The sequence below is a fragment of the Parazoarcus communis genome, from assembly GCF_003111645.1.
Taxonomy (GTDB): Bacteria; Pseudomonadota; Gammaproteobacteria; order Burkholderiales; family Rhodocyclaceae; genus Parazoarcus; species Parazoarcus communis_A.
Genome location: NZ_CP022187.1, coordinates 1354805 through 1375616, shown reverse-complemented (window position 1 = coordinate 1375616; position 20812 = coordinate 1354805). Strand labels below are relative to the sequence as shown.

Here is a 20812-nt window from a genome sequence, read left to right as displayed (position 1 = left end):
CCTGAATGCACCCGGAAACGCTCCAGGTGTCGGTTGCCCGCGCGTGTTCGTTCGCGATCTGGCCGCGTTCCGCATGAATCGACGAGTCTTCAAAGCACTTTGAGAACAGGTACCGGAAATGTATTGCAGCCCGAAAATCAGCCTCGTCTGCCTGGCAATTGCCGCGGCCTTTCCTGCCGCTGCCTCGGATGCGGCCGGCGGAGAAGCCCCGATCCTCGACGAGATCAGCGTGACCGCGACCCGTGAGGAACGCAAGACAGCAGACGTTCCGCAGGCGATCGCGGTCGTCGGCAAGGAGGCGCTGGCAGAGAAGAAGATGTTCAACATGAAGGAGGCGCTGCAGGAGATTCCCGGCGTCCTCATCGACAGCAAGAACGGCGGTTTCGACGCCCGGCTGATCATCCGCGGTGCGGGCCTCAAGGCCGCCTATGGCATACGCGAGATCATGGTGCTGCGTGATGGCGTGCCGCTGTCTGATCCCGACAGTTTCACCCGGCTCGACTTCGTCGACACGCAGGACATCGAGCGCATCGAAGTGGCCAAGGGCCCGGGCAACCTGTTCGCCTCCGGCAGTGCCGGTGGTGCGATCCAGGTGTTTTCCAAGTCGGTCTTCGACACCACGGCCAACAACGCCAAAGTCGGCTTCGGCACCGACGGAACAGAGAACTACCACCTCCGCCATGGCATCGTCGGCGAGCGCCATGCACTCGCGGTGACGGCGACGCATCGCAAGATGGATAACGACTGGCGCAGCTGGAACGCTTTCGACACCACGCAGACCTCGCTCAAGCACGGCTGGATTCTGACCGAGCAGGACGTGCTCGAGAGCGAACTGTCCTACGCCGAGGCCAACATGCAGTTGCCCGGCGCGATGGATCAGACCCTGTTCGAGAGCTTCAAGCGCACCGGAGAGCAGGAAGATACATCGGAGGCGTGGAAGAACTCCGGTCGTTACTCGAAGGTGTGGTTCTTCAATTCGCGGCTCGAGATGGAGCGCGGAGACTTCACCTTCAAGCCGCGTTTCTATTACAACACCTGGTACCACTATCACCCGGTCACCGGCCTGATCAACGAGACCCGCGACTGGGTCGTGAATCTTGGTACCGATCTCGAGGCCAGCTGGAACCATGGTAACGGCACCCTGGTAGGCGGCGTCACCGCGCGCAAGGAAGAGGTGCCAGATTCGGTCAAGTACCAGTATCGCGACGTGCTCACCACGCCTGGCGGACGCATTCGGTCCACGCTGTCCGACGCCAAGGGCGAACTGGCGTCGACCAGCACGAGTTCAAGCGTGCTCAGCGCCGTGTACCTGCAGGAATCCTGGCGCCCGGGACCGCGCTGGATCGTGGATGCGGGTTTTCGCTACGACGTCATCCGGATGGAAGACGAGACCAACGAGATCAAGCGCTACGACTACGCGTCCGGAAAGTACGTTGCCGGTGACGGCTTTGCCAAAACCGAGAAGACCTTTCGCCTGCCTGCACCCAAGCTTGCGGTCAGCTACAGGCTGAACGATGCGATCAACCTGTTTGCCATGGTTGCGCAGGCGGGGCAGGTGCCCTCGTCGGGCGAGATCTCCAGCAACCCCGATCTCGACGCGCCGGTGTCGCGCAATGTGGAGTTCGGTATCAAGGGTCGCAGTCGTGACTGGCAGTTCGATGCCAGCGCGTACTCGACCACTGTCGAGGACGAGATCGTCCAGGTCAATACCGGCGGGGTGACCGAGTATGCCAACGCGGGCAAGACGGACAAGAAGGGGGTTGAGCTGTCCGGCAGCTTCAACCTGGGTGGCGGCTTCGACGTCGGCGGTCACTACGCGTGGTCGGACTACACCTACGACAGCTTCAGCGAACCGGTCCGGGTGGGGGGCTCCGTGGTCAACCAGGATCGCTCGGGCAATACGCTGCCCTTCGTGCCGCGCCACCAGTACGGTGTCTTCATCGGCTGGAAGTCGGCCAGCGGCTGGCATGCCCGACTGGCCGGGCTGAACTGGGGTGAGTACTGGCTGGATAACGCGAACACCGAGAAGTACGACGGCTGGGACTGGGTGACGAATCTGTCGGTGGGCTACGAGCGCGATCAGCACTCGCTGACCCTGAACGTCGACAACCTGTTCGACAAACGCTACGCCTTCGAGGTCAAGAAGGACGCCAGCGGAAAGGTCACCTACACCGCAGCTTCCCCGCGTCAGGTGATGCTGACGTATCGCTACGCTTTCCGCTGAGGTGCAGACGATGATACTCAAGGTTCATGTTCTGCTGGCGGGACTGCTCATTGTTGGCGGCGCACAGGCGCAGCACCAGGATCATTCGCCGGTCGTCGGACAAGGCGCATCGACCGCGGTAAGCCCCAAAGCGGTGGCGCGTGCGACGGGTGCTCCGTGGAGCAGTCTGCCGACGCTGTCTGCCTCCTTTGGTGGTGGGCGCGGTGCTGCCGCGCTGCGTCTGTCCGGCATTGACGCGGACAAGGTCACGGTTTTCGCGCCGGGTGGCGCTTCCGAAAGGCGTGTGGTCGATTACCCGGTGGCGGACGGGCGGGCAAGCATCCAGGCGTCCGCGCCCATGATGGGCAACTACCACTGGGCCCAGGCGCGCGAAGTGCGCAACGGTGTGACTCGCGTCGCGTCGACCGTGTGGTACTTCAGCAATCCGGGAGACGCGCCCACGTCCTTGCTGGAGAGGCGGAAGAGCGAACTCGAGATCGTGCCGCAGCCCCTGCCGCGCGAGCATGCGCACTATCGGGAAAGCGAGAAATGGCGCTTTCTCGTGCGCTGGCAGGGACAGCCCTTGCCGGGGCAGGCGCTGACGCTCGAGACCGAGCACGGTAGCCGCTCGATGGCCTTTACTGACGACGAAGGTGTCGCGACCCTCGTCTTTCCGCGCGATTTCGGCGCACAAAAGGTCGAGGCCGGCGCCCATGGCAGACGCGAGCGCGCGGGCTTCGTCCTGTCGACGGCCTACAGCACAGGCGATCAGACCTACCTGACCGCTTTCAATCATGTCTATGTGCCAGAGGCCGAGCGCAGTCGAAGCCTTGCCTGGGGTGCAGCATTCGGGTTCGTCGGCATGATGATTGCGACCCCGCTGTTACGGCGCAAGGAGAGCGACCATGCCTGAGGCACTCAAGTCCGTGTTTCCGAGCCTGTCGCGCTTACGGCTGTGGGTACAGATCGTGATGCTGTTCGTAACCGTCTGGGGCGCCAGCGTGGTGGGGCATTACTCGGCAGAGAAAATATCGAATGCCTTGCCCGCACTGTCCTGCGCCTATGACATGCAGAACGGCAGCTACTGTGTGCTGATCCCCCTTCAGCATCAGATGCACCACCGTGTGGGTGAAGCGCTGGTGAAGGCGCAGGACGTGACGCTGAAGATCCTGCTGCCGCTGGCGATGACCATGCTCACCTTCCTGACCTTCTTCTTCGTGCTGGGCAAGGCGTTCTGCGGTTGGGTGTGTCCGCTCGGCACCCTGCAGGAGATCATCCAGCGTATCGGACGCCGTTTTGCGCTGCCCCTTCACCGCCTCTCCGGCGACAGGCTGGGGAGGGTGCGGCCGGTGAAATGGCTGGTGGTGCTGGCGCTGGTGCTGGTGTTTCCCCTGCTCACGGGGCTCGGAGTCACTCCGCACGAGTTCGGCAATCCGTACTGCGATGTCTGCCCCTCGCGCATTGCCACCACCTTGCTCAGCGGCAATACGAACGAGTTCGCACTCACCATGGAAAGCGCATGGGGGTTCGCCATCGGCGCACTCGGCAACACCCTGTTCGGCTTCGTTGCGGTTGGCGCGCTTGCCATCCGCCAGCCCTTCTGTCGCATCTGTCCGATGCTGGCGCTCAATGCCGCCTTCCGCCATCTCTCGCTCGCACGACTGGTCAAGAAGCCGCATGACAAGTGCGAGAAGTGCGGAATCTGCGCCAAGGCCTGTCCGATGGACATTACCGAGATTCACACCGAGCACGGACGCAAGGCTTACCACGATGACTGCACGCTGTGCGGGCGGTGTGCGGAGTTCTGTCCCGATGACGACGTGATTCAGGTCAAGCTCGGGCCCTTCACGCTCTTCCGCTCGTCACGTGACTACTACAGGAAGCGGATGGCCGCGGAGATGCCCGATGGCACGGTCAAGCCGATTCGCATCGTGCGCAAGCCGACGACCGGGGCCCAATCATGAATGCCGCGCTGACGGACTATCCGCTGACCTTGCTTGGCGGGCCGCAAGGCGAACTCGGCCTGCTCGGCTCGATGATGCTCGGCGTGTCGATGGGCCTCACGGCCTGCACCGTAACGTGCCTGCCCTTCATGGGAACCTGGGTGCTCGGACGTGGCAGAGGGCACGACAGCGCAATGGCGGACACGTGGCATTTCATTGGTGGCCGGGTGTTCGCCTACGGTCTGCTTGGGTTGCTGGCGGGCTCTCTGGGAGAGGTCCTGTCGCGCTGGCTGGCCAGCGGCGTGGGCAACCTGTCGATCGGGCTGGCCAGTTGCTTTGCGGGAGCATGGCTGCTGCTCCCCATCCTGCGCAATCTGGCCCGCCGCCTTCCGGGTCGAACTGCCCCATCGTCCGTCCCTGCCGCCGCGCAGCCCATGCATTTCGTCAGCAGGCGGGCGTTTTCCGCGGCGTTGCGGATTCCCGCCGGAGACGCCTCCGGCTGCAGTGCCTTGCGCCGCGGGGCGTCCTTGCCGCCATTCCTGCTTGGTGCATCGCTGAGCCTCACCCCGTGTGCACCGCTGGGCTGGCTGCTAACGGTGTGTGCGCTGTCGGGCAGTGCCGGTGCCGGCTTCGGTCACGGTCTTGCGTTCGGCATGGGGGCAGCGGTGACGCCCCTGCTGCTGCTCGTGCCCCTGTTCGGCGTGCTTGGCAGCCGTCTGCTCGATGGCCGCAGCTGGCTGGCGGGCTGGATGGGCGGTGGCGCGGGCGCCGTGCTGATCGTCCTCGGCCTTAAACGTTTGTTGTTGTTTTGATTTTCCCTCCGGAGTGATATAGATGAATGTGATTGACGTGAAACCCACTCGCCTGACGCTGGCGCTTGCCATGGCCTTTTGCGCTCCCGCAGCGCTTGCACAGGTGGTTGCGGGCAGCGAAACAGCATCGAAGCTTGACGAGATTGTCGTGTCCGCCCCCGGGTTTGCGCCTTTGCCGCAGACGCGCGGACAAATGAACCAGACCGATGTCGCAGGCAAGCGCACAGGCACAAGCGATACCGCCAGCCTGCTGAAGGATGTGGAGGGGGTCTCGCTCTACGGCGCTGGCGGCGTATCGAGCCTGCCCGCGATTCGCGGTCTTGCCGATGACCGCTTGCGGATCAAGGTCGATGGCATGGATCTGATCTCGGCCTGCGGCAATCACATGAACCCGCCGCTGTCGTATATCGATCCGTCGAACGTATCGAGCGTTCAGGTGTTCGCAGGGATCACGCCGGTGAGTCTCGGCGGTGACAGCATCGGTGGCACCATTCTCGTCGACTCTCCCGATCCGGAGTTTGCCCGCCCGGGCGAGGGCAACTTGCTCAAGGGTGAGATCGGTGCGTTCTACCGCAGCAACGGCGATGCGACTGGCGCGAACCTGTCGGCCAGCTTTGCCAATGAGTCGCTGAGCGTGAGCTATCGCGGATCAACCGCGAAGGCAGACAACTACGAGGCCGGCGGCGACTTCAAGGCTGCAGGCCTTGCTGCCGCCGGTCGCGGCTGGCTGGACGGTGACGAGGTCGGCTCTTCTGCGTACGAGACATCCAACCAGTCGCTTGCAATGGGCTACCGCCATGAGAACCACCTGGTGGAACTCAAGCTGGGCGTTCAGGACATCCCGGAGCAGGGCTGGCCAAATCAGCGCATGGACATGACGGGCAACCATAGCGAGCAGGTCAATCTGAGCTACAAGGGGACGTTCGACTGGGGCGCGCTTGAGGCGCGGGCCTACAACGAGACCACGCGTCACGAGATGCAGTTCGGTGACGACAAGCTGTACTGGTATGGTCCCAATAACGTGCCTAATTCGGATGGTATTGCGGGTCCGATTCTGCCGGGCATGAACGGCAGGGCGGCGGGCATGCCGATGGACACGAAGGGAAACAACACCGGGGTGTCGCTGAAGGGCGATCTCGTCCTGTCCGAACGCGACATTCTGCGAGTGGGGGGCGACGTTCAGCAGTATCGGCTGGATGACTGGTGGGAGGCGTCCGGCAAGGGCATGTCGCCCAACACGTTCTGGAATATCCGCAATGGCGAGCGTGACCGCTTTGCGGTGTTTGCCGAGTGGGAGGCCGCATGGACGCCGCAATGGCTGACACAGTTCGGCCTGCGTCACGAAACCGTGAGCATGGATGCGGACACGGTTCAGGGCTACAGCCCGACCTTCAGCGCAACGGACGAGGCTGCCTTCAACGCCGCCGATCGCAGCAAGACCGACCAGAACCTGGATGTCGCGGCACTGGCCCGATATGCGCCGTCCTCGACGCAATCCTACGAGTTCGGCTATGCGCAGAAGACGCGCTCGCCCAACCTTTACGAGCGCTATGCCTGGTCCACCAATGGCATGGCGATGCGCATGATCAACATGGCGGGTGACGGCAACGGCTATGTGGGCAACCTCGACCTGAAGCCCGAAGTCGCACATACGGTGAGTGCCACTGCCGATTGGCACGATGCCAATCGCGCAACGTGGGGGCTCAAGGTCACCCCGTACTTTACCTACGTCGACAACTATATCGATGCCGAGCGCTGCAGCAGTGGCGGTGCGTCATGTACCGCCGCGAACCTGACCCGGACGGATGGCTTCGTCTATCTGCGCTTCGTCAATGAATCTGCGCGCCTGTACGGGGTGGACGTCGCGGGACACATGCTTCTGGGTACGACGCAGGCGATGGGCGTGTTTGCCGGTAAAGGCAGCTTGAGCTATGTCAGAGGCAAGAACCCGACAACGGGCGACAATCTGTACAACATGATGCCGCTCAATGCGCGGCTGGCGCTTGAACAGAAGCTGGGCAACTGGACCAATACCGTCGAACTCGAACTGGTCGCCGACAAGGACAAGGTCTCGGCAACACGCAACGAGGTCGAAACGGCAGGCTACGGTCTGCTGCACCTGCGCAGCAGCTACGAGTGGAAGCAGCTCAGGTTCGATGTCGGGGTCGAGAACGTCTTCGATCGCTTCTACAATCACCCGCTCGGCGGCGCTTACCTCGGGCAGGGCAAGACCATGTCTGGCACCGATGTGGCGTGGGGAACCCTGGTGCCAGGGGTGGGGCGTTCGATCTATGCGGGCGTGACCGTGACGTTCTGATGCAGCACACCCGGGCATCAGGTTGTGCCCGGACGCACACATCGAGCGCCTGTTCTGCAGGCCCGGTGTGTGCGCCAGCGCTGAATGAAAGCACAGAGGACGCGTACGAATGGCATATGATTGAAGTCGGCAGGTGGCAGGGAGTCTGAAGATGAACGAAGAGAGCGATGATTTGGCCGAGGCAGTGCAGGCAGGCGTGAAGTCCGGCCCCATCCCCCGCGGGCAAACGATCTACAAGGGGGGTGCCGAGGGCACGTCGTGGCGGGTGGTGTCGGGGACGGTGCGGCTGGATCAGCCCGGACCGGATGGCCTGCAGTTCGCCGGCATGGCTGTCACCGGTGATGTGATCGGTGCCGAGACGCTGTTGTTTGGCCGTTACACGTTTACCGCTCGCGCGCTGTCGGCCTGTGTGCTCGAACCCTGGTGTGCCGATCAGGCCGAGCCGAGCGGTCAGTTGCTGCTCGGCATGCTGGCGGCAACCGAGCGCCGCATGGCTGAGGTGCTTGCATTACGCAGCGGCAAGGCGGGCGACCGCGTGCGGCGACTGTTCGAATTCATGACCGCCGGTCTGACCCGAAGCCGGAAAGCAGCGCGTCTGGCCTTGCCCAGACTCAAGGATATTGCCGAGATCACCGACCTGTCGGTCGAGACCGTTTCCAGGACGATCAGCCACCTCGGGGCCGATGGCACGCTTGAGGTATCCGGGCGCTATCGCTCGCGTCACGTTACTGCCGATTCGGTGCTCGGCACGCGCGGGTAAATCTCGCGGAGCAAGTGGTAAGCAGGTGTTTTGCTGCATTGCAAGATGGGCGATTTCCACCTAGGCTTGCGTACGCAGTGCATTTCGACACCGCGACATCCCCCGACGCCACTTCGCCCCATGATTTCCGTGCCCGCAATTCGACCGCTGAGTCGTGTTCTGCTGTTTACCCTTCTCGCGTCAGTGGCGGCTTCGGGCCGCGCTGACGAGGTCCTGCTCACCAATGGTGATCGCCTTTCCGGCACCGTAATCAGCAAGACACCCGAGGGGCTGAAGTTCAAGACCCAGTATGCAGGCGTGTTGCGCATCGACTGGCGCATGGTCGAAACCCTCAGCACCGACCAGCCGGTGAATGTGATGATGCGCAGCAACGAAGGCCGGCTCGACACCCGGCTTGAGCGCTCGGATGAGGAACGCGCGGTGCGCCTGGCCGAAGTGCCCGAGGTGCCGCCCCTCAAGCTCGATCGCATTACCTACCTGAACCCGACGCCAAGCCAGTCCGGCGAGGGATTCGAGTACAGCGGACGGGTGAATCTGGCGGGTAACTCGGTCAGCGGAAACAGCGAAACCACCCATCTGGTTGCCGAGGGTGAGTTGACCGGGGTGGCGAAGAAGACCCGCTTCACCCTGCGCGCAAAGGGCGAGGAGCGCACGGAAGGTGACGACGTGAGTGCCTCCAATCTGCTCGTCAGCGCAGACCGTGACTGGTTCGTCAGCAAGAAGCGCTTCATATATGGCCGGACCACGGTTGAGCGCGATCGCTTCCGGGATCTTGATCTGCGCTTCTCCACCGGTTCCGGCCTGGGTTTGCAGGTGATCGACAATGATCAGACCGGGCTCTCGGTTCAGGGCGGTCTCGATCTCGTCAGAGAAAATCGCGTCGACACCGATGATCAGAGTTATCCAGCCGTCGGTTGGGGCGTGCGCTACCGTCACTGGCTGATCGGACGCTCTGCGGAGTTCTTTCATCAGCAGGATGGCTACATGAACATCCGTGACGCGAGCGACGTGACCCTGCGCATGCGCACCGGCTTCCGGCTGCCGATCATCGAGCGCCTGAGCGCTCAGGTGCAGGGCGTGGTCGACTGGGAGGGGCAGCCCGCCGAGGGGCGCAAGTCGGCTGACCTGAGCCTGCAATTCGGTGTCGGCTACGAGTGGTGAGGCGCCATTGCGGCATGAATTGCGGCCGGGGTCGCCGCTGAAAAAACGGGGCGCCTGAGCGCTCCGTTTTCGTGTGTGCTTACATGCCCTGGTAAATCGGGCCTTCACCACCCTGTGGCACTACCCAGTTGATGTTCTGGGTCGGGTCCTTGATGTCGCAGGTCTTGCAATGCACGCAGTTCTGCGCGTTGATCTGCAGACGCGGCGCATTGCCATCGCCGTCGCGCACGATTTCGTACACACCGGCCGGGCAGTAGCGCTGCTCGGGGGCATCGTAGAGCGCGAGGTTCACCGAGATCGGCACCGAGGCATCCTTCAGACGCAGGTGACAGGGCTGCTCTTCCTCGTGGTTGGTGTTCGACAGGAACACTGACGACAGACGGTCGAAGGTGAGCTTGCCATCCGGCTTCGGGTAGTCGATCTTCGGGCACTCCGCTGCCGGCTTGAGGGTGACGTGGTCGGCGCTGTTGTGCAGCGTCCACGGCACCTTGCCGCCGAACAGCTTCTGGTCGATGCCGAACAGCAGCGAACCCATCCACAGGCCCTTCTTCATGTAGGGCTTGAAGTTGCGCGTCTTGTGCAGTTCTTCGTGCAGCCAGGAGTCCTGGAATGCCGACGGGTAGGCGGTAAGCGTATCGCGCTGGCGGTTGCCGGCCAGGGCGTCGAGCGCAGCGTCAGCTGCGAGCATGCCGGACTTGATCGCGGCATGGCTGCCCTTGATGCGCGCAGCGTTGAGGAAGCCGGCGTCGTCGCCGATCAGACCGCCACCGGGGAAGATCAGTCGCGGCTGGCTTTGCAGGCCACCGGCGGCGATGGCGCGCGCACCATAGGCCAGGCGCTTGCCGCCGTCGAGGTACTTGCGAATCTCGGGGTGGGTCTTGTAGCGCTGGAACTCTTCGAACGGCGACAGGTGGGGATTGCTGTAGTTGAGACCGACCACATAGCCGACGGCCACCAGGTTGTCTTCGAGGTGATAGACGAAGCCACCGCCGTAGGTGTCGGACGGCAGCGGCCAGCCGGCGGTGTGTACCACCAGGCCGGGGCGGTGATTCTCGACCGGGACCTCCCACAGCTCCTTGATGCCGATGCCGTAGGTTTGCGGATCGACACCATCGCGCAGCGAGTACTTGGCTTCAAGCTGCTTGCCCAGGTGGCCGCGACAGCCTTCGGCGAACAGGGTGTACTTGGCATGCAGTTCCATGCCCAGCTGATGGTTGGGGCCGGGCTCGCCCTCGCGGGTGAGGCCCATGTCGCCGGTGGCCACGCCTTTCACCGCACCGTTTTCGTCGTACAGGATTTCTGCTGCAGCGAATCCCGGATAGACCTCCACGCCCAGCGCTTCGGCCTGCTCGCCCATCCACTTGGCGACATTGCCCAGGCGCACGATGTAGTTGCCGTGGTTTACGAAGCAGCCGGGCAGCAAGCCGTTGGGAATCGTGCGGCCGCCGGTTTCGTTGAGGAAGATCACGCGGTCCTCGGTGACTGCAGTGTTTAGCGGTGCGCCGCGTTCCTTCCAGTCGGGGAAGAGCTCGGTGATGGCGCGTGGGTCCATGACCGCGCCGGACAGAATGTGGGCACCGATCTCGGCACCTTTTTCGATGAGACACACCGAGATGTCCTGACCCTTGGCTTCGGCCTGCTGCTTGAGCCGGATCGCCGCAGCCAGGCCCGCGGGGCCGCCACCGACGATCAGGACATCAAATTCCATGGATTCGCGTTCCATCCCGTTCTCCTTTTGTCTTAAGCTTTATTTGTATGTATTTCATGCACGCCGCAGTGTAATACGAGGCAGCGCGCTGCAGTTGCCTGCAGAGAGCGATCAAGCCGTGTGCTTGTCGGACGTACGGTTGCGTATGGTAAATTGTCGCTGCAGATATACGCAAATCAAGGGAAGATCGAATGACGACTGAACGAAAACTGCTGCTGACTACCCGCATCCCCGTGCGCTGGGGTGACATGGATGCGTATGGACATGTAAACAACACCGTCTACTTCAGGTATTTCGAGCAGGCGCGCGTTGAGTGGATCGAGCAGCAGGGCTCTCGCGTGAGCCCGGAAGAGCCCGTGGGCGCGGTGATCATCAATGCCAGTTGCACCTTCTACATGCCGGTCAACTATCCTGCGACTGTGGTGGTGAAGATGTATGGCGGCGAGCCGGGGCGGACAAGCGTCATGACCTGGTACGAGCTCTTCGTCGATGGTGACGAACGCCTGTATGCCGACGGTGCGGCCAAGACGGTGTGGATGGATACGCGCACTGGCAAGTCTTCGCCCTTGCCGGATACAATCCGCAGCATGTTCGATTAATCAATAACAAATAAATTAGATTGAAGTTGAGGAGACAGGCATGAGTGGTGCATTGGACCAGGCATTGTGGACCCCGTCGGCAGAGCGGATTGAAACCGCAAACGTCACCGCTTTCCGTCGTACGGCGGAAACACGCTGGGGTGTGACGCTGCCCGATTACGACGCCTTGTACGACTGGTCCGTCGCGCATCCCGAGCAGTTCTGGGTGAGCGTATGGGAAGACGGCGGCGTGGTCGGTGAGCGCGGCGATACGGTGCTTGTTGACGGCGATCGCATGCCGGGCGCGAAGTGGTTTCCGCAGGCGCGGCTCAACTTTGCACAGAATCTGCTGCGCAGCCGTGACAGTCACGACGCGCTGGTGTTCTGGGGTGAGGATCAGGTCAAGAACCGCATGTCGCATGGCGAACTGTACCGTGCCGTGGCCCAGTTTGCCGCGGCACTGCGCGAGCAGGGGGTGACGAGGGGCGACCGCGTCGCGGCCTTCATGCCCAACATGCCGGAAACCATCGTGGCCATGCTCGCCGCGGCCAGCATCGGCGCGATCTTTACCTCGGCCTCGCCCGATTTCGGCGTGCAGGGCGTGCTCGACCGCTTCGGCCAGAGCGAGCCCAAGGTGCTGATTGCCTGCGACGGCTATTTCTACGGTGGCAAGACCATCGATTGCCTCGACAAGCTGGGCGACATTGCGCGCCAGCTGCCTTCGGTACATCGCGTGGTGGTCGTTCCCTATGTGCACATGGCGCACGATCTGGGCAAGGTGCCGCATGCGCGCATGTATGCAGACTTCGTCAAGCCACACCACCATGTCACCGATATCGACTTCGAACTGCTGCCCTTCGACCATCCGCTCTACATCATGTATTCGTCGGGTACGACCGGCGTGCCCAAGTGCATCGTGCATTGCGCCGGCGGCGCGCTGCTGCAGCACCTGAAGGAACACCGTCTGCACAGCGACGTCAAGCCGAAGGACAGGGTGTTCTACTTCACCACCTGCGGCTGGATGATGTGGAACTGGCTGGTGTCCGGCCTCGCCGCCGAGGCGACCTTGCTGCTGTACGACGGCTCGCCCTTCGCCAGCGACAACACCATTCTGTTCGACTACGCCGACGCCGAGGGCATGACCCACTTCGGCACCTCGGCCAAGTTTATCGATGCCGCGGCCAAGTTCGGCCTCAAGCCGCGTGAAACGCACAGCCTCGCCAGCGTAAGGGCATTGATGAGCACCGGCAGCCCGCTGGTGGCCGAGGGCTTCGAATACGTCTATCGCGAGATCAAGGCCGACCTGCAGCTGTCCTCGATTTCGGGCGGCACCGACATCATTTCCTGCTTCGTGCTCGGTTCGCCGGTGCTGCCGGTGTGGCGCGGCGAGATCCAGTGTCGTGGTCTGGGCATGGCGGTGGATGTGTGGGACGACGACGGCAATCCGGTACGCGGCGAGAAGGGCGAGCTTGTGTGCGCCAAACCCTTCCCGGTGATGCCGCTCGGCTTCTGGGGTGACGATGATGGCAGCAAGTACCACGCAGCCTATTTCGACCGTTTCCCCAATGTCTGGTGTCATGGCGACTTCTGCGAGATCACCGCGCACGGCGGACTGGTGATCTACGGCCGTTCCGACGCCACGCTCAACCCGGGCGGGGTGCGCATCGGCACGGCGGAGATCTATCGTCAGGTCGAGAAGCTGCACGAAGTCGTCGAGTCGCTGGTGATCGGGCAGGACTGGCCACCGCAGAACCCGAGCGACGTGCGCGTGGTGCTCTTCGTCAAGCTGCGCGAGGGGATGGCCCTGGACGACGCGCTGATCAAGCGCATCAAGCAGACCATTCGTGACAACACCACGCCGCGCCATGTGCCGGCCAAGGTGCTGCAGGTGACCGACATCCCGCGTACCAAGAGCGGCAAGATCGTGGAACTCGCGGTGCGTCATGTGGTGCACGGACGCGCGGTCAAGAATCAGGAGGCGCTGGCCAATCCGGAAGCGCTCGCCCTGTTCCGGGATCGTCCCGAACTGATGAGCTGAGGGAGACTGCCATGCTGATGAATCCGGAAAAGTCGGTGCTGCTGATCATCGACGTACAGACCGGCCTTGCGCCTGCGATTCACGATGGCGAGCAGGTCGTCGACAACTGCATCTGGCTCGCAGGCGTCGCCAGTCGGCTGGGCGTGCCGACCGTTGTCACCGAGCATTTTCCGGAGAAGATCGGTTATACCGTTCCCCGGCTCAAGGAAGTGACGACCTCGGCGCTGTTCCTCGGCAAGCAGTGTTTCTCCGCACAGGCCGACGGCTGCTTCAAGGGTTCGGCGGTTGAGGACCGGCGACAGGTGATCATGTGCGGCACCGAGGCGCATGTCTGCGTGCAGCAGACCGCGCTCGAACTGCGCTGGGCGGGCAAGGAGGTCTTCGTGGTTGCCGAGGCCGCCGGATCCCGCGACCCGGCGAACCGCGATCTTGCCTACGCTCGCATGCGCAGTCACGGCATCGAGATTGTCAGCCGCGAAATGGTTGCCTTCGAGTGGCTGAGGCGCGGCGGCACTGCCCAGTTTCGAGAAATCAACCGCGACTTCATCCGCTAGATTCCGCAGCGGGCTCAGGGCTCGATTGCGAGTCCGAGCAAGGGTTCGCCCGCGCCGATGTCGCCCAGCAGGTGTGTCGTGCCCGTGGCGAGATCGACCGAGTACAGCCGGTAGCCCGGCGCAGCGACCGTGCTGAGCGCGGCGACGGCCGTGTTCGAGATGTCCGAAATGTCGAAATGGGCGTCGGTGATGCCATCGACGCCCAGTTTGCCCACTGTTTTCAGACGTCCGGTATTGGGCGAAACCATCGGCTCTTCCGCCTCGATCGAGCCCTGGCGCGCGAGTGTCGCAGTCGCCATGTCGATGGCGTAGTTTGTGGTCAGCTTCTCGTTTTTCGTATTGTAGGTATAAGCGGCGGCGACAATACGTGGTGCCTTGCCTGCATTGGGGTCGCCTTCGTCGTAAGTGAGGCGGCCGTCTGCCTGCACGCCAGGCTCATCGGCCTTGTAATCAACGATTGCACCGGTATCGGGATGCGCGCGCAGATTCTGCCCGGTGTCCGAAACGATGCGGATGCGGTCTGCAGCGGGGTTGAAGTCGAAGCCGAAACGATGGCCGTCGAGCGCGATGGCAAAAGGCGTTTCCCCAACTGGCGTGAGTGCGCCGTTGCCGATGTCGACAGTGAAGATCCGGCCACTGCTGCCGAGCGCAAACAGAACGCCTCGGGCAACCCGGTAATCGATGCCGAGCAAACGCTCATCCTTGGCCAGTCCGGTGAGCTTGACGCGGGTCGTCACCGTCGACGGGGTCTTGGCCTTGAAGCTGATCAGATCGTGTGATGCCGTCACCGCATGCAAGGTCATCGTGCTCAAGGGACCGTCCGGGGAGAGCGGTGCGGCCTGGGAAAGACTGAATCCGGATGCGAAAGCGAACGCGATCGCGCTTGAACGGATGATTTGCATGGAAGCCCTCGAAGGAATGTCGTGACGTTCGTACCGTGTTTGCGCGGGAGTTTGGCCTTTTCGGCTAGGATTACGCAAGCACGAGTGTTTCCAGCAAACTTGGCAGGCAGCGGCGGCTGTGGGTGCTTTTCGGACGAAGTCGATGAATTGTTCTGCAACATTCAGGAAAGTCTTGCTGCTCGGGGGCTTCTCTCTTCTCAATGGGTCGGTTATGGCAGCAAATCTGGCCGTGAGCGCCGTTGATGAGCGTGCTGCGGTCGTCGAGAACCTTGCTCTGGCCTTGCTGCCCTTGAACGGGCCGGTTCCCGCCGGCCCGAAGGCGGCTGAGATCGGTCAGGAGAACAAGACCTTCATTCCGCTGGTGAGCGTTGTGCAGACCGGAACCGCGATCAGCTTTCCCAATCGCGACACGGTACGCCATCATGTGTACTCGTTTTCCCCGGCCAAGACGTTCGAACTCAAACTGTATGCAGGCACACCTGCGAAACCCGTCACATTCAATGAGCCCGGACTCGTTGTGCTGGGATGCAACATTCATGATCACATGGTGGCCTACGTGATGGTGGCGAATACGCCGTGGCAGGCCGTGACCGATGCGCAAGGGCGCGCCGAGTTCAAGGATGTCCCGGCTGGCGAATACGATCTTCAATACTGGCATCCGCGCTGGGCGGGTCGCGCGGAACTGCCGCGAGTGCGGGTGAACTTGGAGCGAGACGGAAAGATGCGGCTCGTAATCACGGACAAACCCTGATCTGATGCGTATTCGATTCAGCCGATTGCAGTGGCGCATTGCCGCCTGGTTCGCACTCATCCTGCTCACCGTACAGATTGGTGGTTTGGTGTTGTTTGCGCAGATCGGCCGCAGCAGTGCGCTGGATGATGTGCAGGCGCGCCTCATCACCGGTGACCGGGTGTTTTCACGCCTGCTTGATCAGCGCAGCGAGCAGCTCACTCAGGCTGCGCGCGTGCTCGCGGCCGATTACGGGTTTCGCGAAGCCTTGCTCAGCAGGGACGGCGACACGATCCTGTCTGCACTGGAGAATCACGGCTCCCGCATCGATGCGAGCCTGATGCAGTTGTATGGAATGGATGAGCAGGTCATTGCACGCTATCCCGATGAAGACGTGATCGCAATCACGCGCCTGCCTCAACTGATCGAGACTGCGCGTGGCAAGGGTGCGGCCACCGGGTTCAGCGTCGTCCAGGGCAAGCTGTATCAGCTCGTGCTCGTGCCGGTGCTGGCGCCGGTACCGGTGGCATGGGTCGTGATCGGCTTCGAGATTGACACGCCGTTTGCCGAGGATCTGAAGCGGCTCACGGGGATGGAGGTCAGCTTTGTACGCGAGAGCGCGTCATACCCGAGATCGCTGCTGGCGAGCACGCTCGACTCGTCGTTGCAAAACGGCCTGATCGGCCCGGCGACACCTTCGATACTCGAAACCGGCTCGATGCAGATCGACGACGTCGAGTATGTCGGTCGGGTGCACGAGATCAATTCGGGCGAAGGTGATCGTGTTGCCGCCGTGCTGCAGCTGTCGCTGCAACGGGCGTTGGCGCCCTGGACGCGGTTGTATCGCGAGTGGCTGGGGCTGTCCATTGTGGCAATGGGATTGATGCTGCTCGCAAGTGTGCTGATGGGGCGCACGATTGCCTCGCCTGTCACCCGCCTTGCGCAGTTTGCCCGCCGCGTCGAAGCCGGCGACTACATGCATCCGCCAAAGCTTGCCAGCGGTGACGAGATCGGGCAGTTGGCCGATGCTTTCGACCACATGACCAATGCGATTGCTCAGCGTGAATCCAGAATCACCGAACTGGCCTATCGCGACACCCTGACCGGACTGCCCAACCGGGTGCAGTTCAACGAGCAAATCAGGGCAGCCATGGAGGCCGCAGCCGAGCAGCAGAAGGGACTTGCGGTACTGACACTGGATATTGATCGCTTCAGATTGGTCAATGACGCGCTTGGCCACGGATTTGGTGATCTGCTGCTGCAGGAGGTTGGTGTGCGCCTGCGTGAAGCCGGGGTCAGGCAGCGTGATGTGGCGGGCGGTCTGCGTGCGGTGGACAATGCTGCTGCACGTCTTGGCGGTGATGAGTTTGCGCTGCTGGTGCCGGGGGCGGACGCTGACAAGGCAAAAATCGTTGCCACCCGCATTGCGCTTGCTCTTGAGCAGCCGATGAACCTGCAGGAGCAACTGGTCGATGTTCGGGCCAGCATCGGCATTGCGATCTTTCCCGATCATTGCACCACCGCCGAAGACCTGATGCGCTGTGCGGATGTGGCCATGTATCACGCCAAACGCAACAACAGCGGGGTGGAGGTGTACGACCCTGCGCACCATTCGCGCAACGCGGCCCGGCTATCGCTGCTGACCGAACTGCGTGCGGCGGTTGAGCGCGATGAGCTGGTGCTCTACTACCAGCCCAAGTTTGCATTGCGCGATGGCTTGGGACTGCATGTCGAAGCCCTGGTGCGCTGGGTGCATCCCCTGCGCGGTTTCATCCCGCCAATGGACTTCATCCCGTTTGCCGAGCAGACCGGTTACATCAAGACGATCACGCTGTGGGTGATGAACAGTGCCATCCGGCAGTGTGCCCTGTGGCAGCGTGCGGGGCTCGATATCCATGTGGCGCTGAACATCTCGGCGCGTGATCTGCTGCAACCCGAGCTGCCGGTGATCTTCCGCAGAATGCTGGATGAACACGGATGTGCAGCCCGGTTGATTACACTGGAGATCACCGAAAGCGCCGTGCTCGACGATCCACGGCATGCCCTGAGCAATCTTGAGCGCCTTCGCGCCACCGGCTGCATGCTCTCGATAGACGACTACGGCACGGGATATTCGTCCCTGTCCTATGTAAGGCAGATGCCGGTGCAGGAGATGAAAATCGATCGCAGCTTCGTCATGAATCTGTGCTCGCGTCCGGGCGACGAGATCATTGTGCGGTCCACCATAGAGCTTGCGCATGACATGGGGTTGATGGTCACCGCCGAGGGCGTCGAAACCGAGGATGTGCTGCAGCGGCTGGGGCAGCTCGGTTGCGACTTCGCGCAAGGCTATCTGATAAGCAAGCCGGTGTCGGCGTCGGATCTCGAACTCTGGATGAGCAGTTCGCGCTGGGCGCCTGTTTTGATGAAAGCCTGACCGTGACGGGTCGATGAAGGAGACCAGCATTTCCATCATCGTGCCGGTGCTTGACGAGGCGGAGGGGCTGGCCGCCTGCCTGTCGCGTATCGAGCCATTGCGCACGGCCGGGGTCGAGCTGATTGTCGCCGATGGTGGCAGCACGGATGACACCGCGACGATCGCACAAGGCGTGGCAGATTGCTTCGTGACCGCGCCACGCGGGCGTGCCAGTCAGATGAACGCCGGGGCGCGCAGCGCCAGTGGCGACGTGCTGCTTTTTCTTCATGCAGATACCCGTCTTCCCGCCAATGCGATCGACTGTATTCGGCGTGCCGTCGCGACGGGTGCGCAATGGGGTCGGTTCGATGTTCGCATCGAAGGCAGGCCGTTCATGCTGCGCGTTGTCGCGGCCTTGATGAATCTGCGCTCGCGATTGACTGGCATTGCCACTGGCGATCAGGCGATTTTTGTCTGCCGGTCTGCGTTCCTTGCTGTGAAGGGCTATCCCGATATCGCCCTGATGGAGGATGTCGCGCTGACCGGGGCATTGCGCAAGGCCTCGCGTCCCGCCTGCATTCGCCAGCGTGTGGTGACCTCCGGGCGACGCTGGGAGAAGCACGGCGTGATGCGCACCATCGTGCTCATGTGGCGTTTGCGCCTGGCCTACTGGATGGGCGAAGACCCTGACGCGCTTGCCCTGCGCTACGGCTACCGGCCGCGCACTCACAAGCAGGAGCCGCCTGGCGAACTGCGCTGACGAAAAAACAGCCTCGCTGCACGTGAGTGCAGGGAGGCTGTTCCGGGTCCGGGCGTGTTGCGCCCGACAGGCTGTGCTCAGACCGAGGTATCGTCGGTCGCGTCATCCTTCTTGGGCGCACTCTTCTTGCGTGCCGCCGGTTTGCGTGCGGGCTTGGCCGGCTTTTCGGCCTCGTCTTCCGCAGGCTTGGCGCGGGCTTTTGCGGGCTTGCGCGTCCTGGCTGGCTTGGCTTCCGGTGCAGGTGCTGCCGCGTCTGCCGCCTTCTCCGGTGCGACGGTTTCGGCTGCTTTCGCTGGCGCAGCGGGTTCCGCCATTTTGACGGGTGCCGCAGGCTCGACAGCGCGTACAGGTGCAGCGGGTTCCACTGCACGCATGGGAGCGCCCGACTGTGCCGCTCTTGCGGCGGCCGCTGCGGCGATTGCGGCGTCTGCTGCCTTCATCTTTTCACTGGTGCGCAGCGCGGCAGGGCTAGCATTGCTCGGTGCGCGCGGCACCTCGGCCACTGCGCTGCTCACTGCATCGGGCGCGCGTGAAGGCGCTGCTGCGACAGCGCTGGCCACTGCTGCAGGCGGTTTTGCGGTGGGGGCTTCGACGACGGTGGCTTGGGCGGCCGGCGCAGACGCAGGTGCAGAAGCAGGTGCGGGGGCGGGCGCGTTTGCCGGTGTTTCGGCTGAGGGGGCTGCGCCGCTGCCGGTGGTGTTGGTCCGACGCGAGCCTCTTCGCGACGGTCTTTCCCGGCGCGGGGGTGCTGCTTCGTTTGCGTGCTGCTCCGCCTGGTTGTCAGCAGCGGTTTCGGGGGCCGACTCTGCCACGGGTTCAGCCGCCTCGTCGACCGGCGCATTGCTGGCCGATGCGGGTGCGCTGCCGTCACGGCGTCCGCCGCGTCGCGAGCGGTCGCGGCGCGAGGATTCGGCCTCACGCGCGGGACGCTCCGCATGCACATCGGTCTCGGCCGCGGTGCTGCTCCGATAGACGTAGGCGCCAGACTTCTCGTCGCGCCCGAACTCGAGCAGGCCGCGTGCCTGTGCTTCTTCGAGCAGGTTTCCAAAGGCACGGAAACCGTAATAGGACTCGCTGAAGTCGGGTTTGCGGCGCTTGATGGCTTCCTTGAGCATGGATGCCCAGATCTTTCCGCTGTCGCCGCGCTCGGCAAGCAGGGCCTCGAAGGTTTCCACTGCGATCTCGATCGCCTGCGTCCGGCGGGTCTCGATGTCGTCCTTGCGTCCCTTGTCCTCGTTCTGCGGGCGACGGTTGCCGGACTGGGCCTGGCTGGCCTCGCGCTTGCGCGCTGCGCGCTCGCTTTCACGCACGAGATCGTCGTAGAAGATGAACTCGTCGCAGTTGGCGATCAGCAGGTCGGAGGTCGATTGCTTTACGCCGACGCCGATCACCTGCTTGGCGTTTTCGCGCAGCTTGGAGACGAGCGGCGAGAAGTCGGAGTCGCCGCTGATGATGACGAAGGTGTTGACGTGCGCCTTGGTGTAGCAAAGGTCGAGCGCGTCGACGACAAGCCGGATGTCGGCGGAGTTCTTGCCGGACTGCCGCACATGCGGGATCTCGATGAGCTCGAAGTTGGCTTCGTGCATCGCGGCCTTGAAACCTTTGTAGCGATCCCAGTCGCAGTAGGCCTTCTTGACAACGATGTTGCCCTTGAGCAGCAGTCGTTCGAGAACTCGCTTGATGTCGAACTTATCGTAGTTCGCATCACGCACGCCGAGGGCGACGTTCTCGAAGTCACAGAACAGCGCCATGCTGACAGTTTCAGTGGGTGAGGCCATGTAATCTCCGGATAAGGGCAGACCGGAAGCGCATGCTTCCGGCGCGCGGACTGCTTGTATTTGTGGCCTGGCCGGTGGGTCGGCGTGAATCGGCTGTTACCGTCATTCTAGTCTGTCCGCGGGAGACGGGAAAATCTCTGTAGGTGCCGATGGCTCATGCGGGTGCGGGAAAC

16 protein-coding genes are annotated in these 20812 nt (G+C 62.7%); 13 read left to right on the top strand and 3 right to left on the bottom strand.

Annotated elements, in window-relative coordinates; genetic code table 11:
* Positions 1–118: 118 nt before the first annotated feature.
* The 7 genes from CEW83_RS06275 (at position 119) to CEW83_RS06245 (ending at position 9196) form a co-directional block, all read left to right on the top strand.
* Positions 119–2224: a TonB-dependent receptor gene (locus CEW83_RS06275; RefSeq protein WP_108948580.1), complete on the top strand. Its 2106-nt coding sequence runs from the start codon at positions 119–121 to the stop codon at positions 2222–2224.
* Between the two features lie 10 nt (positions 2225–2234).
* Positions 2235–3116 (top strand): hypothetical protein, encoded by an 882-nt coding sequence (locus CEW83_RS06270; RefSeq protein ID WP_108948579.1) that lies wholly within the window; start codon positions 2235–2237, stop codon positions 3114–3116.
* Positions 3109–4167 carry a 4Fe-4S binding protein gene (locus CEW83_RS06265; protein ID WP_108948578.1) on the top strand — a complete coding sequence of 353 codons (1059 nt, stop codon included), beginning with the start codon at positions 3109–3111 and terminating at the stop codon, positions 4165–4167. The genes CEW83_RS06270 and CEW83_RS06265 overlap by 8 nt, the downstream gene beginning before the upstream one ends.
* A complete protein-coding gene (locus CEW83_RS06260) occupies positions 4164–4958 on the top strand; it encodes a sulfite exporter TauE/SafE family protein (RefSeq protein ID WP_108948577.1) in 795 nt (264 codons plus the stop codon). Before CEW83_RS06265 ends, CEW83_RS06260 begins: the two co-directional genes overlap by 4 nt.
* 22 nt (positions 4959–4980) lie before the next feature.
* Positions 4981–7275 (top strand): TonB-dependent receptor plug domain-containing protein, encoded by a 2295-nt coding sequence (locus CEW83_RS06255; RefSeq protein WP_108948576.1) that lies wholly within the window; start codon positions 4981–4983, stop codon positions 7273–7275.
* A 151-nt stretch (positions 7276–7426) separates the two neighbouring features.
* Entirely contained in the window at positions 7427–8035 is a 609-nt protein-coding gene (locus CEW83_RS06250) for a Crp/Fnr family transcriptional regulator (protein ID WP_108948575.1), read from the top strand.
* A 129-nt stretch (positions 8036–8164) separates the two neighbouring features.
* Entirely contained in the window at positions 8165–9196 is a 1032-nt protein-coding gene (locus CEW83_RS06245; RefSeq protein WP_234419007.1) for a DUF481 domain-containing protein, read from the top strand.
* Positions 9197–9275: 79 nt separating this feature from the next.
* Here the strand turns inward: CEW83_RS06245 and CEW83_RS06240 are convergent, their stop codons facing one another.
* Positions 9276–10919, bottom strand: a complete 1644-nt coding sequence (locus CEW83_RS06240; RefSeq protein WP_108948573.1) for an electron transfer flavoprotein-ubiquinone oxidoreductase — start codon at positions 10917–10919, stop codon at positions 9276–9278.
* A gap of 176 nt (positions 10920–11095) precedes the next feature.
* Between CEW83_RS06240 and CEW83_RS06235 the strand changes: the two genes are divergently transcribed.
* The 3 genes from CEW83_RS06235 to CEW83_RS06225 are packed head-to-tail and all read left to right on the top strand — an operon-like array spanning position 11096 to position 14074.
* Positions 11096–11503, top strand: a complete 408-nt coding sequence (locus tag CEW83_RS06235; RefSeq protein WP_108948572.1) for an acyl-CoA thioesterase — start codon at positions 11096–11098, stop codon at positions 11501–11503.
* Between the two features lie 40 nt (positions 11504–11543).
* Positions 11544–13520 (top strand): acetoacetate--CoA ligase, encoded by a 1977-nt coding sequence (locus CEW83_RS06230; protein ID WP_108948571.1) that lies wholly within the window; start codon positions 11544–11546, stop codon positions 13518–13520.
* A gap of 11 nt (positions 13521–13531) precedes the next feature.
* Positions 13532–14074: a hydrolase gene (locus CEW83_RS06225; RefSeq protein ID WP_108948570.1), complete on the top strand. Its 543-nt coding sequence runs from the start codon at positions 13532–13534 to the stop codon at positions 14072–14074.
* Between the two features lie 14 nt (positions 14075–14088).
* Here CEW83_RS06225 and CEW83_RS06220 read toward each other — a convergent pair whose 3' ends face one another.
* Positions 14089–14976 carry a DUF4394 domain-containing protein gene (locus CEW83_RS06220; protein WP_108948569.1) on the bottom strand — a complete coding sequence of 296 codons (888 nt, stop codon included), beginning with the start codon at positions 14974–14976 and terminating at the stop codon, positions 14089–14091.
* 172 nt (positions 14977–15148) lie between these two features.
* Between CEW83_RS06220 and CEW83_RS06215 the strand changes: the two genes are divergently transcribed.
* Genes CEW83_RS06215 through CEW83_RS06205 form a run of 3 tightly spaced genes read left to right on the top strand, consistent with a single transcriptional unit; the run spans position 15149 to position 18861 of the window.
* Positions 15149–15727, top strand: coding sequence for a methylamine utilization protein (locus CEW83_RS06215; RefSeq protein WP_159099395.1), 579 nt, complete (start codon positions 15149–15151; stop codon positions 15725–15727).
* Positions 15728–15731: 4 nt separating this feature from the next.
* Positions 15732–18122, top strand: coding sequence for a putative bifunctional diguanylate cyclase/phosphodiesterase (locus CEW83_RS06210; protein WP_108948567.1), 2391 nt, complete (start codon positions 15732–15734; stop codon positions 18120–18122).
* Positions 18123–18135: 13 nt separating this feature from the next.
* Entirely contained in the window at positions 18136–18861 is a 726-nt protein-coding gene (locus CEW83_RS06205) for a TIGR04283 family arsenosugar biosynthesis glycosyltransferase (RefSeq protein WP_108948566.1), read from the top strand.
* 77 nt (positions 18862–18938) lie between these two features.
* Here the strand turns inward: CEW83_RS06205 and CEW83_RS06200 are convergent, their stop codons facing one another.
* Complete coding sequence (locus tag CEW83_RS06200) at positions 18939–20639, bottom strand: NYN domain-containing protein (RefSeq protein WP_108948565.1); 1701 nt, start codon at positions 20637–20639, stop codon at positions 18939–18941.
* Between the last annotated feature and the right edge of the window lie 173 nt (positions 20640–20812).